Source organism: Kaistia nematophila (genome assembly GCF_026343855.1).
GTDB lineage: Bacteria > Pseudomonadota > Alphaproteobacteria > Rhizobiales > Kaistiaceae > Kaistia > Kaistia nematophila.
This window is the reverse complement of the sequence record NZ_JAPKNK010000003.1, coordinates 369,964-383,053: the sequence shown is the minus strand read 5'-3', so window position 1 is coordinate 383,053 and position 13,090 is coordinate 369,964. Positions and strand designations below refer to the sequence as shown.

Annotated in this window: 19 protein-coding genes and 1 pseudogene; 9 read left to right on the top strand and 11 right to left on the bottom strand. The window is 62.0% G+C overall.

What is annotated here, in order from left to right; all coding sequences use genetic code 11:
• The first annotated feature begins 27 nt into the window (after positions 1 to 27).
• The 3 genes from OSH07_RS10310 to OSH07_RS10300 all read left to right on the top strand — a co-directional run bounded on the left by OSH07_RS10310 (position 28) and on the right by OSH07_RS10300 (position 1,989).
• Positions 28 to 372 carry a hypothetical protein gene (locus OSH07_RS10310; protein ID WP_266338545.1) on the top strand — a complete coding sequence of 115 codons (345 nt, stop codon included), beginning with the start codon at positions 28 to 30 and terminating at the stop codon, positions 370 to 372.
• Positions 373 to 571: 199 nt separating this feature from the next.
• Entirely contained in the window at positions 572 to 925 is a 354-nt protein-coding gene (locus OSH07_RS10305) for a DMT family protein (RefSeq protein ID WP_266338544.1), read from the top strand.
• Positions 926 to 1,806: 881 nt separating this feature from the next.
• Positions 1,807 to 1,989 (top strand): hypothetical protein, encoded by a 183-nt coding sequence (locus tag OSH07_RS10300; protein ID WP_266338543.1) that lies wholly within the window; start codon positions 1,807 to 1,809, stop codon positions 1,987 to 1,989.
• A gap of 971 nt (positions 1,990 to 2,960) precedes the next feature.
• On the opposite strand, the gene OSH07_RS10295 is transcribed toward OSH07_RS10300, so the two are convergent.
• From OSH07_RS10295 to OSH07_RS10280, 4 genes are all read right to left on the bottom strand, one after another.
• Positions 2,961 to 3,146, bottom strand: a complete 186-nt coding sequence (locus OSH07_RS10295) for a hypothetical protein (protein WP_266338542.1) — start codon at positions 3,144 to 3,146, stop codon at positions 2,961 to 2,963.
• An 89-nt stretch (positions 3,147 to 3,235) separates the two neighbouring features.
• A complete protein-coding gene (locus OSH07_RS10290; RefSeq protein ID WP_266338541.1) occupies positions 3,236 to 3,493 on the bottom strand; it encodes a hypothetical protein in 258 nt (85 codons plus the stop codon).
• Positions 3,490 to 3,720, bottom strand: a complete 231-nt coding sequence (locus OSH07_RS10285) for a hypothetical protein (RefSeq protein ID WP_266338540.1) — start codon at positions 3,718 to 3,720, stop codon at positions 3,490 to 3,492. Before OSH07_RS10285 ends, OSH07_RS10290 begins: the two co-directional genes overlap by 4 nt.
• A gap of 19 nt (positions 3,721 to 3,739) precedes the next feature.
• Entirely contained in the window at positions 3,740 to 3,946 is a 207-nt protein-coding gene (locus tag OSH07_RS10280) for a hypothetical protein (RefSeq protein ID WP_266338539.1), read from the bottom strand.
• Positions 3,947 to 4,201: 255 nt separating this feature from the next.
• Between OSH07_RS10280 and OSH07_RS10275 the strand changes: the two are divergent.
• The 4 genes and pseudogenes from OSH07_RS10275 to OSH07_RS10260 form a co-directional block, all read left to right on the top strand.
• Positions 4,202 to 4,474, top strand: a pseudogene (locus OSH07_RS10275) (hypothetical protein); the annotation flags it as partial.
• Positions 4,475 to 4,694: 220 nt separating this feature from the next.
• The gene (locus tag OSH07_RS10270) at positions 4,695 to 4,838 is read left to right on the top strand and encodes a hypothetical protein (protein WP_266338537.1); all 144 of its coding nucleotides are present in this window, start codon (positions 4,695 to 4,697) and stop codon (positions 4,836 to 4,838) included.
• Between the two features lie 56 nt (positions 4,839 to 4,894).
• On the top strand, positions 4,895 to 5,170 hold the full coding sequence (locus OSH07_RS10265; RefSeq protein WP_266338536.1) for a hypothetical protein: 276 nt from the start codon (positions 4,895 to 4,897) through the stop codon (positions 5,168 to 5,170).
• A 73-nt stretch (positions 5,171 to 5,243) separates the two neighbouring features.
• Entirely contained in the window at positions 5,244 to 5,489 is a 246-nt protein-coding gene (locus OSH07_RS10260; protein WP_266338535.1) for a hypothetical protein, read from the top strand.
• A gap of 110 nt (positions 5,490 to 5,599) precedes the next feature.
• On the opposite strand, the gene OSH07_RS10255 is transcribed toward OSH07_RS10260, so the two are convergent.
• Complete coding sequence (locus OSH07_RS10255; protein ID WP_266338534.1) at positions 5,600 to 5,809, bottom strand: hypothetical protein; 210 nt, start codon at positions 5,807 to 5,809, stop codon at positions 5,600 to 5,602.
• Between the two features lie 263 nt (positions 5,810 to 6,072).
• Positions 6,073 to 6,375, bottom strand: coding sequence for a hypothetical protein (locus tag OSH07_RS10250; RefSeq protein WP_266338533.1), 303 nt, complete (start codon positions 6,373 to 6,375; stop codon positions 6,073 to 6,075).
• Between the two features lie 844 nt (positions 6,376 to 7,219).
• Between OSH07_RS10250 and OSH07_RS10245 the strand changes: the two genes are divergently transcribed.
• Positions 7,220 to 7,492 carry a hypothetical protein gene (locus OSH07_RS10245; protein WP_266338532.1) on the top strand — a complete coding sequence of 91 codons (273 nt, stop codon included), beginning with the start codon at positions 7,220 to 7,222 and terminating at the stop codon, positions 7,490 to 7,492.
• A 107-nt stretch (positions 7,493 to 7,599) separates the two neighbouring features.
• Here the strand turns inward: OSH07_RS10245 and OSH07_RS10240 are convergent, their stop codons facing one another.
• The 5 genes from OSH07_RS10240 to OSH07_RS10220 all read right to left on the bottom strand — a co-directional run bounded on the left by OSH07_RS10240 (position 7,600) and on the right by OSH07_RS10220 (position 12,488).
• The gene (locus tag OSH07_RS10240; protein ID WP_266338531.1) at positions 7,600 to 7,788 is read right to left on the bottom strand and encodes a hypothetical protein; all 189 of its coding nucleotides are present in this window, start codon (positions 7,786 to 7,788) and stop codon (positions 7,600 to 7,602) included.
• A gap of 328 nt (positions 7,789 to 8,116) precedes the next feature.
• The gene (gene glpD / locus OSH07_RS10235) at positions 8,117 to 9,643 is read right to left on the bottom strand and encodes a glycerol-3-phosphate dehydrogenase (RefSeq protein ID WP_266338667.1); all 1,527 of its coding nucleotides are present in this window, start codon (positions 9,641 to 9,643) and stop codon (positions 8,117 to 8,119) included.
• Between the two features lie 247 nt (positions 9,644 to 9,890).
• Positions 9,891 to 10,673 carry a DeoR/GlpR family DNA-binding transcription regulator gene (locus OSH07_RS10230; protein ID WP_266338530.1) on the bottom strand — a complete coding sequence of 261 codons (783 nt, stop codon included), beginning with the start codon at positions 10,671 to 10,673 and terminating at the stop codon, positions 9,891 to 9,893.
• A gap of 96 nt (positions 10,674 to 10,769) precedes the next feature.
• Positions 10,770 to 11,612, bottom strand: a complete 843-nt coding sequence (locus OSH07_RS10225; protein WP_266338529.1) for a sugar phosphate isomerase/epimerase family protein — start codon at positions 11,610 to 11,612, stop codon at positions 10,770 to 10,772.
• An 87-nt stretch (positions 11,613 to 11,699) separates the two neighbouring features.
• Positions 11,700 to 12,488, bottom strand: a complete 789-nt coding sequence (locus OSH07_RS10220) for a class I SAM-dependent methyltransferase (protein WP_266338528.1) — start codon at positions 12,486 to 12,488, stop codon at positions 11,700 to 11,702.
• Positions 12,489 to 12,730: 242 nt separating this feature from the next.
• On the opposite strand from OSH07_RS10220, the gene OSH07_RS10215 reads away from it, so the two are divergent.
• Complete coding sequence (locus OSH07_RS10215; RefSeq protein WP_266338527.1) at positions 12,731 to 13,090, top strand: hypothetical protein; 360 nt, start codon at positions 12,731 to 12,733, stop codon at positions 13,088 to 13,090.

Here is a 13,090-nt window from a genome sequence, read left to right as displayed (position 1 = left end):
CGAACAGGCATGCGGGTGGAAGGCACGATGACTGCTGCAGACAAGATTGCCGCGAACACGACGATACTAATCCTGTCGCGGCTTTCCATGGTCGCAACGCCGGGGCTTCTCGCTGCCATCAGCTTTCTGTTCTGGCTCTACCTTAACGGGATTGCTGCCGATGCCAGCGCCGCCGTTGGAACCGCGACCAAGTTGGAGACCCGCGTCACCGTGTTGGAGGGGAACGAAGCCACCGGGCGGGAGGACCGGATCCGCTATCAGGATCAGGTGCTGGCGCAGTTGATCAAGCTCACCGACAAGGTCGACAACCAGGCCGGCCAGATTGCGATGTTGACCGCGACGATCGAGACGCTGAAGGGGCGTCCGAGATAGGGCTCTCAGCCACAGCGGTGATAGATGACGCAAGGGGATATGCAGCGCCGCACCGTTTCGAGTTCCAATAGAGCAGAGGATTGCGGCGCGGCCGTGGCGTCAACGCGGGGCGCTTAGCCACGGCGCCAGCATCTGGTGATTGGTGACGCTAGGGGATAGTGAACGCGCCTTAGTCACCACCAGCAGCCGAGCCACCGCATTGCCCAGCTTTCTTTCGCCTGCCATAGCGCCGATCGTTCTCCTCGTCCTTTCGAACGTGTTCATGACGTCGGCCTGGTACTGGCACCTGAAATATCCGAACACGCTGCTGGTCAAGGTGATCCTGATCAGCTGGTTCATCGCGCTGTTCGAATATTGCCTCGCCGTTCCGGCCAACCGCATCGGCCATGGCGTCTATTCGGCGGCGCAGCTGAAGACGATGCAGGAAGTGATCACCCTCGTCGTCTTCGCCCTGTTCTCGTGGCTCTATCTGAAGGAGCCGCTTGGCTGGAACCATCTCGTCGGCTTCGCGATGATCGCCGGCGGCGCCGCATTCATTTTTCATAAGTTCTGAGGGATCTGTCGAACCGGTCCAGTCGGTCGATCGCTTGACGAATTTGGCATGGCTTCCCAACTCTGATCTCGCCCGGCCGTCCACCGGGCAGAAAGGCTAATTCTACCAATCGGAGCCATTATGAACGTCCAGACCGCATCGTCCCATTTCCTGGCGAGCAGGCGCTTGGGGGCCGTAGTCGATGCTTGGCCTTTGGTGTCTCAAGCTCTTCAGGGGGCCCTTGCCGTTTCACAACTCGGCCACGGTTCGAGAGAACATGAAACGAGATTTGGAAACGGCGGCACAATTCTCCGCCCTCTTTTTGACGCCACGGCGGACCTTATCCAATCAGCTGACAGGGCATCTCGTCTTCTGGAGCGTCAAGAGGGGGATCTACTCGAGCGGCAGTTCGTGCCCGGATCTTGCCTTGTTGAGCTTGATAGCCAGGACCTTCGTGAGTTCGGTAGCCTCCTGTCAGCGTTCTGCACGAAAACCAGTAGCGCCTCCAGTTGGGCTATTATGCTGTCACAACATTGCGCTCCTGTCGCCAAGCGCATCGCAACCGATGTTGCGCCGCTCGGAAGCGTGAACGCACGAATCGCGAGGGTGTATTCTGGAGCGGTCAGCAATCGCCGAGGATTGAGCGAAGTTCTCGAAATCTTAGGCGCTCACTATGACGCCTTGAAGCGGTCTCTTGAGCGCGAATCTACTTAGCCGACCACGTCTGCCGCCGCGGTAGGGGTAGCCATGATATCCTCTGCAACGGCGAGTATGCTCTGACGTTGGATCGCATGAGCGCTGCGTTCGTGACACGCTTGCGCTCTGGTGTGCCCGTTCGCAATGTTCCAGCATGCAAACGGGCGCACCTTTGTCAAAATGGTCTCGGGATTTGGGTGCGAACCATGCGCGAAGACATCACTATTCGCCTAGCCATCGCTGCACTTGATCCGCAGTCGGTTGAGCCAAAGGAGATGGAGGCGCTCTTGCGCGAAGCCATTGTTGAGATCGAACTGCTCCGGGTCCGAGCCTCGATGGCGGTCACGAAGCTCGTACTCGACGACTTGGAGCCGGAAGGGGAAGCCTAGTCGGCTGGCAGTGGGCGGCATAGGAACGCGCTCGCCAATCGGGCCATTCAGTTCGTCTTGATGGTGGACTTCCGCACCCAGCGCATCTGCGCACACGTTTCCGGTATGACTACAGCGCATCTCATCCCGGTCGAACCGGCCCGGCACAATGAGATCCAGCTCAAGGTGCTTGCGTTCGGAGTGGCCGTTCGCGTTTGGGCCGTGTTGCAGGATTTTTCGACAGGTCGCGGGTGAGATTGCCCGCTACCAGCCACGCGCGGGAAAATGGCTCGGAGCGACATGAACCGGCTCGGGTCGGAGGCGTTGTTGGGGAAAAAATGAATCCAGGAATGAGCACCCCTATGCCCGCGACACCGTTCCAGCTTACCAGGACTGAATGGCTTCTCCTGAGGACCCTTGAATTGGGTAACCTTGATCTGGAAGAGGCCGCCGCGGCACTGGCTCGACTGAAGGAGTTGGGATTGGCGGCTTCGAATGGTCCGCGTTGGACCGCCACCGACTACGGCAAGTTCCTCGTGGCCTCTCGACGAACAATCTAAACCCCGTCGCGCCTCAAGCTCCAAGATCCATTGCGAGTATGTCAGCCACTCGCGCGGCCTCGACGAACAGAACACGCACCTCGCCACTCGTCGCGTTGCAATCGAGTTCCATGAGGCAGATTTCCATGGCGTCGATGTGCCGCTCGATGCTGCTGCGGCTCGCAGGAAAGCTCTCGCCACCAGCCGCTTTCCCTCCCAGAATTGTACCGGTCTGAAACTGCGTTTCGTGCCCGACTGATTGGGCGGAGCATCGTTTCGGCTCAGCCCTCTCGAACGAGCCCGGAACGATGGGGTCATCCGGCCCTCATCGGGTCCCTCCAGTGCTGGCGAGGCGTCGGGCTTCTTGCGCTCGAAGTGAGCGAGACATTCCGGCCGTTCGTTGCGACCGTGTTGCTGACCCGGAGGGCACTTCGAGGAGCGCTGCTCTCGCTACTACTCCTTAGGCGGATCGATCAATCCGCCGTTCAGGCGGTCTTCGTCGAGGGCCTTGCCTCTGCTCTCATCCACCTGTTTGACGACGCGGGCTGCCTTCTGCAGTGCCTCGCGCGCCTCCTCGCTGAGGGACTGTTCTGCCAGCGCCTCCAGCGCCTCACGAAGAGTCGGGGAACAGTCTTCCATTTGTCTCGCCCTGGTTCCGGGCAAGAAGAATCTTCCCCATCTCTGCCTAGCATTTCCCGCTCGACGTCGGCCAAGTATTTTGGTGGCTGTCACGCCCGCTTCCGACCTGTCGGAACATCGAACATCACGCTGATATGGCGGCAGCCACAGGCGGGGCATTTCAGCCGCTGCGGCAGCAGGGAAATCGGGAAGTCCCGGCCGCGGGTCCAGAGCAGCGTTTCCATGTCGAGATCGATGTTCTTCAAGCAAGGGCGGGTGCCCTTCTTGGTGCTGGCGTCCCGGCCGAGGCAGCGGGCCTTGACGCGCCAGCCTGCCAGCCAAGCCTCGCCCAGGGTTTCGATGCTCATCGGTCGATCCGCAGGCAGGTCCAGATCGGCGAGAATCGAGCATGGAATTCGTCGGCCTCGCCGGTCGAGCGGAAGCACCAGATTGCCTGATGCACAAAGCGGTCATCGCCTGGTCGGTGCGCATAGTCGCGCTCGCGACAGAAGTCGGTGATTTCGTTCATGCGGGCGCCGAAGCCGATGCGCGGCACGTCCAGGCAGACCTGGTGCGGGTAGTCGCGGTCGATCACGGCAGCCGTTCGCTGGCCCTTATATCGCCCCATCGGGATCCCTCCATGCCGTCGTCAGGCGGCGGCGGACATAGCCGAAGGAGATCCGCGTCGCTCGGCTATCCGCTGTCAGCAACAGCGTCTCGATCACAGCGCGGGCGTCGCCATTGTGAGCGGCGAGCAGGCGGTCGACCCGCTCGTCGAGCGCATGCTGCTCGGCATCCACGATCTCTGCGGCTGGCCCCATGACGGTCTCCTCTGGGTATATGTTCCTATTTTGTTCTCGCCTGTATCAGAGTCAATCTGCCTCCGGTTGAGCGGTACAAAATCCCCAACCGGGCGCGTTGCGGGCTCGGGGCATTAGCGGACCGTCCGCTCCCCGCATGGGGCCGCGCGCCGAGCTGTCTGATCCCCCATCCAACATGTGGTTGACGTAAGGGCATATCTGCCGTTGTACTCTCCGAGTACGATTGCGGCGCGGATGTCTACCATGGAGACTGAAATGTCGGTTTCGAAGCGAGATCTGGAAGAAGCCCTGGTCGATGGCGCGACAGAGGGGCTCAATAACAAGCAGCTCTTCGAGCGGGTGCGGGAACGGTATCCGAAGGTGAAGACGAGCAAGATTGTTCGTGCTGCGTTTCATGCGCTGAGCGAGCCTACCCTCAAGGATCGGAATATCCTCGACGTCATCTATGCTCTCGCATTGAAGCACCGGCTGGACGGCGTCCCCAGCGGCCAGTCTGGGGACGATGACGACGACAATAGCGATACGGCGGAGTTGGATGGCGCAGCCTCGCGAAAGTCGAAAGCCGCGACGCTGCCCTTGCCTGAATCTGACAAGAAGCGGCGCAAGAAGGGATCGGCCCCTATGGCGCCATGAGCCAAGCCAGATCGACAGTGTTATCCGGCGTGAGGATTTTAGAAGGCTGTGCCGAAAGGTGAAAACCTTGTCGGTCTAACTCGCACCGCCGATCTTACACGCGGGACGAAACAGGATGGATAGCGTCGCCTGGCGTAGAGTCATTCTGCGCACTTGCGTTTTTGCCGGGCTGATCGCTGCGAGCATCCTTCTGTGGTGGGCGATCGCACGGTTGATGATTGCCCTCGGCCCGCTTCCCGCGCCCGCCGCGCTGTTCTGACCCAAGCTCACACCGAGGGAATCGGATAGGCACCTGTCTTCGACAAGGAGACTGGAATGCCCGAAATCGTCCGCCGCATGTTTCTCGAGGGGAAGGATGTCGTCGCAGAGGAGCAGGATTGGAAGGCTCGTGGTCTTCCGCCGGACGTTCGCGGGTGGTCGGCCTATTGCGTCTTCCTTACGGGCCGAGACCCAGAGAAGCTCGAAAAGGAGATACTCAAGGCCTTGCCGCGCGCGACGCTGAATGTCATCCCATCGCAGAACCCAGCAGGCCTCTGGCTCCGGGGAGCGCATTGGGAGCTATGCCAGGCCGCCGACGCGCTGAAGTTGTAGCCGTGCTGCAGCACTTGCAGCCATATACACGTTATGGTTTAGTATCTTGCATGTTTGGTTGTGGAGAGCCAGCATGCGACGCCTCATCGAACAGGAAATCGAGCGCCAAATTGTTCAGCTTCAAATCACTCAAAGCGTCATTGATTTGTTGATTGACTTGCTGGATCGCTGCGACGGCGACAGTGACTTTGAGCCTGCGCTTGGTTCGCCCGAACTGCCCCCATACCTATGGGGCTGGGGAGTTGGTAGAGAGGTCTCGCAGTTGCGATGGTCTGCCGGCGTTCTCGATGATCGCGAGGATGACCAATGCGTCGCTTAGGTCTCAAGCGGGTCTAGTGCCTGGTTGCCCTCTTCGGGCGAAGGGAGCGGATGCTGCTTCCCATGATGAGGGCGACGACTGGATCGTCTCATCCTTCCCCATCCGCTCTATCAGTTCGCCATCTTTATCTTGAGCAGTCTTTCGGCTGCTTGCCGAGCAATAACAAGCGTTTCATACGTGGCTCGGAGTTCAGGCGTATTACAGAGCTGAATCAGGTCGTCGATCCTGACTGCAATCTGCTGAACTTCCAATACCTCGTCTGGTATTAGCTGCTGCTTCTGCTCGCTCGGCGGCAATTTGGAGGAGTACGGATAAATCAAGGTGGCCTTCCTTTAGCGCGATGACACTAAGTTCGTGAGCCAGTTCATGGATGTAATCAGCGTTGTTGGTCATTCCTTTCCCCGCTCTGTGCGTCCCTTACCCTACGTAAGGTTGTATCTATTAGGTCTCACATCAGTTCGAATTTTGAAATAAACTTTTCGTGATGTAATTCGTAGGCCATTGACGGTAGCCGTATCCTCCAAAGTGGGTAGCTGAATCGACCACCTGCGTTCGCGCCCTCACTTTCGCTACTGAGGTGCGATCACAGTCTGCATGCCACGAAGCTGCGGACCTCTCGCCAGTTGTCGGACGCGAACAGTTCGACAACTTCGTTGGGGCCCTCTTCGATGACGAAGAAGCGCGCGCCCTCAGGAATTTCCCTGCGTTCAGGATCAGCGAAGTCGACGCAGATGGTCATTCGGCCAACTCTCCACGACGGGCACATCCAGGAATCGTCGGAGACGTCGATCCATCCCTCTGGAATGTCTGGGCAATCTTCTACCGGGAAGTCAGGAAAAGCGATCTGGTAAGGACGAAGGATAATTTCCGAGGCTGTTTCGGTCATCGCAGCGTTACCTCCGATGATTGAGCATACCGCCTTGAAGTCATCGGAGATACTTGGCTAAAAGGTAGTCGGCCCTCAGGCCATCATCAGCCCTGCTCTGCCTTCGGACGGGGCCGGGCTATCTTCATGGAGACTGTCATGACTGAAGGATGGGGTGGGCTGACGATCCTAGCCGGGCGCCGAGAGGGCGCGCTGGCTGAGATCAGGAGCCACCATGAACTTCAAGCGCAAGCGTCCGAAATCGTCTCGGGCCGGATGCCTTCTCTGCAAGCCTCATAAGCGTCAGGGCAGTTGCCTTCACGAGCGCGACCGATTTTCGGACCGCCGTCGAAAGGATGCCGCATCTCGACAGGTGCGAGAGTTTCGGTGCGACTGATGGCTCACCACCCCACCACTCGCCTGACGAGCGCCAGCACGTTCCCGGCTATCACCCAGAGCATCACGGCCCATAGCCCGGCTATGAAGATGCACGCGGCAATCGGGATGCGGAGGCGGCGGTAGGACATGGGTTGAGCCTACGGCAATCAATACGGCAATCAATGGGCGGAACAAACGCAGACTTTTGCGAATAGACGGCATCGGGAATGGCGCATTTCAGCCATTTTATGGACAGAGCAACGCGCTCATAACGGTCTGGTTCCAGGTTCGAGTCCTGGTGGGCCCACCATGTCCCCTCCGTGCGAGCGCCTTGCCGGCCCGAGGGGCCGATGTGCCGCGGAAGGCACGCTCCCGACCCGTTGCAGACCGGACAATCGCCGCGCGCCGCCATTTCGCCGCGTCAGGGAGCATTGCGGCGGGGGGATCGCAGCGCCATGTCTTCTGAAGGAGAAAGGAGGCCATCATCATGACCAATGAGATGGTGAGACGCGTCGCCATGGCGATCTCCGAAGCCAGTGCCGGAAGTGCCGGCGCCGACCCGGCGCTTGACTGGAAGCGGTTCGAGAGGCAGGCGCGCGCGGCGATCGAGGCAATGCGCGAGCCGACCGAGGAGATGATCTTTCGGGGTGGGCTGGTCAAGGACGCACCCTGGGACGGCAGGAAGCCGGCGCGCATCCTCTCCGCGATGGTGGACGCCGCGCTGCAGGACAAGGCCTGGCAGGCGGAGAACGCCTCCTGACGCCTTTGGCGGGACCGTCTCGCGCGGTTTGCCGTCGTCCGGAACAAAACGCCGTCGGGGCCAGGGCCCGGACGGCGCGCTTTCGAATTGCGTGCCTGCGGCCGGCCTCAGGCCTTGTCGTCGCGCTGCTTCAGGAGCTCGGCGAGTTCCGCCTCGAGTTCGGCGATGCGCTCGCTCAGGCGCTCCTCGACCGCGCCGCCGGTTTCGGCCGCCGCCTGCTCGGTGACGATGCGGATCTCCTCGCGGACGACCGCGATGCGTCCGTTGATCTCGCTGAAGTCTTTCGGGCCGCTCATCTCGGGTCTCCTGGGCTCCGCCGGTCAACGGCGGCGGTCGCTGGAAGTTCAGGCCGCGCAGCACAAATCAACGCCCCGCGAGGCGCCGGGCGTTGCTTGACGATGCTGCCGGACCGGTTGCGGGCTAGACGGCGCCGCTGATGAAGACGGCGGCTATTTCCTGCAGCATGGCAGACGGAACAAGCGTCGGCTTGGTGTAAGTCTTCTTCATGGCAGTTCCCCCATATCAGATCCGGCAAGTGTGCCAGCCGATCGCCTCGCGGTCCAGTGGTATTCGCGCCCGGCCGCGTCGTCGTTCCTGCCCCGATCGGACGGTCGGAGTGCGTGCCTACTGCGCCGCGGCCGAAATCCGCTCCGCCAGCGCCGCCTGCACATAGGCGTCGAGCGCGGCGATCTCGGCCGCCGTCATGCGCAGGCCGAGCTTGCTGCGCCGCCAGACGATGTCGGCGGCGCTGCGCGCCCATTCCTGCTCGATCAGGTAGTGCACTTCGGCCTGGGTCAGTCCGGCGCCGAAGGCGCGGCCGAGTTCCGCCTCGTTGCGGGCCGCGCCCAGGATGTCGCGGGTCCGCGTGCCATAGTGGCGGACGAGCCGCTCGATCAGGGAGCGGTCGATCGCCGGATAGCGCGCGGCGAGCGCGGCAAGGGTCGCCTCGACGCCATCGACCGGGAAATCGCCGCCGGGGAGCGTGGCCTTCGCCGTCCAGGCCGGTCCGCGTCTGCCGAGAACCGCCTCGACATGCTGCAGCACGTGTTCGGCGAGCTTGCGATAGGTGGTGATCTTGCCGCCGAAGACGTTGATGATCTTGGACGCCTCGGCCGCGCCATCGACCTTCAGCACATATTCGCGCGTCGCTTCCTGGGCGCTCGAGGCGCCGTCGTCATAAAGCGGCCGCACGCCGGCATAGGACCAGACGATCGCCTCGCGCTTCACCGGCTGCTTGAAATATTCGCTCGCCGCGGCGCAGAGGTAATCGGTCTCCTCGTCCGAGATCGCGATCGCCTTCAGGTCGCCCTTGTAGTCGCGGTCGGTGGTGCCGATCAGCGTGAAATCGCCCTCATAGGGGATGGCGAAGATGATGCGGCCATCGGCGTTCTGGAAGATGTAGCAGCGGTCGTGGTCGAACATCTTCGGCACGACGATGTGGCTGCCCTGCACAAGGCGCACATTGTGGCGCACATGGTGGCCGGCATCGCCGTCCGGCAGTTCGCGCAGCACGCGGTCGACCCAGGGGCCGGCGGCGTTGATCAGCAGGCGGGCTTCGACCTGCCGCGTTTCGTCGCTCAGCCGGTCGTGGAGCGTGATCCGCCAGTGGTCGCCGACGCGTTCGGCGCGCGTCACGCGGGTGCGGGTGGAGACGTCAACGCCGCGATCGGCGGCATCGCGGGCGACCAGCGTCACCAGGCGGGCGTCATCGACCCAGCAATCGGAATATTCGAAGCCGCGGCGATAGTCGCCCTTGAGCGGCCTGCCGGCGGGATCGCGGGTCAGGTCGAGCGTCTTCGTCTTGGGCAGCAGCTTGCGGCCGCCGAGATGGTCATAGAGGAAGAGGCCGAGCCGCAGCAGCCACGCCGGGCGCAGGCCCTTGTGATGCGGCAGCACGAAGCGTAGCGGATGGATGATGTGCGGTGCGCTCGCCCAGAGCACCTCGCGCTCCATCAGCGATTCCCGCACCAGGCGGAACTCGTAATGCTCGAGATAGCGCAGGCCGCCATGCACGAGCTTGGTCGAGCGCGACGAGGTGCCGCTCGCGAGATCGTCCATCTCGGCGAGGCCGACCGAAAAGCCGCGGCCGACCGCGTCGCGGGCGATGCCGCAACCGTTGATGCCGCCGCCGATGATGAAGATGTCGAGCATGGCCAAGACGCAACGCCTCCCTGTGCAATGCAGGTCGTATGCGCCTGGCGAAACAAAAACGCAACTAAATTCGAAGATTTCGCGCCTATAACCGAAAGCGCGAATTCGACGGTCGATCTCGGGTATTCAGCGTCAAGTGGCTGGAAAAAATAAGGAATTCGTTTCAGCGCCAGTTTCGTCCGGTGCTGGCATCGTGCGGCGCATGGGCGCGATGCGAAAATCGAATGGGTCGCGGGCGGGCCGAGCCTCAGCCTTGCGCCCCGGCAGCCTCCGGCAGCGCCTCGATCAGCTCGACGTCGTTCTCGGCGCAGAAGACGCGCACTGTCTCGCTCGGGCAGAAATCGGTGATGAAGGTGTGGATCTGCTTCAGGCTGCCGATCCGGACTGGCGCGGTACGGGCGAACTTGGTCGAATCCGACGCCAGGATGACGTGGCGGGTGTTGGCGATGATCGCTTGCGCCACCTTCACCTCGCGGAAATCGAAGTCGAGCAGCGAGCCGTCCTCGTCGATCGCCGAGGTGCCGATGATGGCGTAGTCGACCTTGAACTGGCGGATGAAGTCGATCGCCGCCTCGCCGACGATGCCGCCATCGGCGCTGCGCACGACGCCACCGACGATCACTACCTCGATCTGCGGGTAGGGCCGCATGATGTGGGCGACGTTGATGTTGTTGGTGATCACCATCAGTCCCTGGTGCTGCAGAAGCGCCTGCGCCACGGCTTCGGTGGTGGTGCCGATGTTGATGAACAGCGAGGCATTGTCCGGGATGCGCGCCGCGACGGCCTCTGCGATCGCAGTCTTCTCGCGGGCTGCGATCTGCGAGCGGGCCTCGTAGCCGACATTCTCGATGCCCGAGGCGAGGATGGCGCCGCCATGGGTGCGCGCCATCAGCTTCCTGTCGCAGAGGTCGTTCAGGTCCTTGCGGATCGTCTGCGGCGTCACCGCGAACTGCGCGGCCAGTTCGTCGACGAGAACGCGGCCGCGCTGCTTGGCGATTTCGAGGATGGCGGTCTGGCGCGACGGCAGCATGCGTTCGGCTTTCGAATGTTTCGATTCAGTCGAAAAACGAAACTAGATCATTTCGCGGCTTTCCCGAAGCGGCGAAATGGAGGGGCCGGCGGGTCCTCAGCGCCTGGCCGCGTTCTGCTCCCAAAGTCCCCGCACGAGATCCTTCAGCAGCAGCGCCTCGGCCCAGCGGTCCGACTGGTCGAAGCCGTCGGGGCCGCTGATCGCATAGGGCTTCGGCCCGAGCTCGCAGGTGAACGAGATCGTGTCGTTCGGCCCGGCGCGGCGGCTCCAGCTCTCGAACAGATAGCCCCACCAGGCGAGGAACTGGTCGAGATAGGGCTTGTTGTGCGCAAACGAGATCTCGACCTGCACCTGCTCGGGAGAGGCGACGCGGCCGTGCGCTGCCCAGGAATGGTCGAGCACCTGCCGGATCTGCTCGTCCATCTCCTTTGGCACCGGCACCTCGGGGAATTCGCGCCCGACCATGAAATGCGAGAGGTCGGCGAGCAGCCGCAATTCCGGCATGGCGTCGAGGATGTCGAGCGTCACCAGCAGGTCGTTGGTGATGCGGCCGCGATGCGTCTCGACATAGACCGGCACGTCGGACTCCTCGGCCATCCGGTTCCAGCCCTCGAGGATGCGCAGGCTTTCGGCGAGCGCGCGCGGGCGGATGTCGGGCTGGATGGTCAGGTGATGGATGCCGTAGTGGTTGGCGAGTTCGAGCGCCGGCTTGAGTTCTTCGATCGAGGTCGGGAAGCACTGGCCCTCGACCTGGATGCCGTTGTCGCTCGCCGCCTGCGCCAGCGGCGCCGCCAGTTCCTTCGTGAAGAACAGGTTCGTCACCCCGTCGAAGCCGGCGGCGGCGGCTTCCGCCACCATGTCGGCCAGCGGCAGGTCGGCGTCGCGCCCCTTCAGGCGCTGCATGCCCCAGAGCGATTCGAACACGAGCAGGCGTTGCATGGCGGGCTCCAGGGCCAGATTCGGCTGAGAGAGGTTTTAGCGCCGGTTGCGGACGAGGCGAAGCGCGAACTGTCCGTTGGTCCCGCTTTACCGGCCGCGCAGCAGCCGCGCCAGCCGTGATCGCCGCTTCGGCTCGACGGGCTCCAGCTCGCGCGGCGTCCAGTCCTGCCGCTTCGGGACGGCGAAGGCGCGGAAATGGTCCCACTGCCGCTGGTCGTCGGCCTCGCGCTTCCGCAGCACGGCGAAGCGGCCGATCTCTTCGATGAGGTAGTTCGGCTTGTTGGTGGTGATGAAGTTCAGCAGGGTTTCAACGGCGGGATAGGCGATGTCGTCGATCAGGATCCGCCCATCGACCGCAAGCAGCCTGTCCATGTAGAAGAAGTCGACAAGGGCGCCGTCGAAGCGATGGTCGCCGTCGATCATGGCGAGCATGAGCGGCCTGTCCTCGCCGCGCTTCACCATCGCCGGCAGCGCCAGTTCCGACGCCTCCCAGACCCGTTCGAAGTGATCGCCATACCGGCTTTCGAGGTGGCGGAGCAGCACCAGCCCGGCCCCGTCCGACAACCCGAACGGGTCGATGGAGATGTGCCGATGGTCGGGCATATCGAATTTTGCGGCCAGCATCGACATGGCGGAGGTGCCCATGCCAAAGCCTGTTTCGACCGTGTAGGCGGCTTTCAAAGTACGCGTGAGAAAGTAGACCACGCCGACCGAGTCTATATCGATTCCAATATGTGTCAGCGGCTCGCGATGGCCATCCTCGTCTGCAACGAAACCATCCTCCATCATGGATAGGAAGCGGTCGAGTACAGGGTTAGACTTTCGTTCAGATCGGATAAACTCCTTGATGTGATCAGTATTCAGGTCAATTTCCAAGATATATCTCTCGCGCCGTGATTGTTGTGGGATTTTTCCCACATTTTTGTTGAAAACCATCTGTGGTCGTCAAGCCTAACGATCCATCTGTTGCACATTTCCCGGATCGTTTGTTATCGCTATCCGATAACATAACGCAAAGTAAGTATTTGCGAACGACGACGAGGTGCGTGTTGACAGGGACTACCTTTCTGAGTGTTGCGGTCCCCAACTGCGTCGCGGATGACTTCGGCGGCGAGATCGTGGCCCTCAACCTTGATACCGGCTTCTATTTCAGCCTGCGCGACCTGGCCTCGGCGATCTGGCGGGACCTGGCCGCCGGCCATGCGGTCGAAACCGTTCTCGGCGCGCTCGGGGGGCATGACCCCCTCGTGGACGACGCGACCCGCCTGATCGATCGGATCCAGTCCGAGGGATTGATGCAGCTTGCCGATGCGGCCGTGGCTCCGCAGGGCGAGCCGAGCGTCATGGCGTTCGTCGCGAGCGGGACGACCTCGCTCGCCATCGATTCCTATGACGACCTCCGCGACCTGGTCATGACGGATCCGATCCACGAGGTCGTCGAGGAAGTTGGCTGGCCGGTACGGCGCGAGGACGCCTGA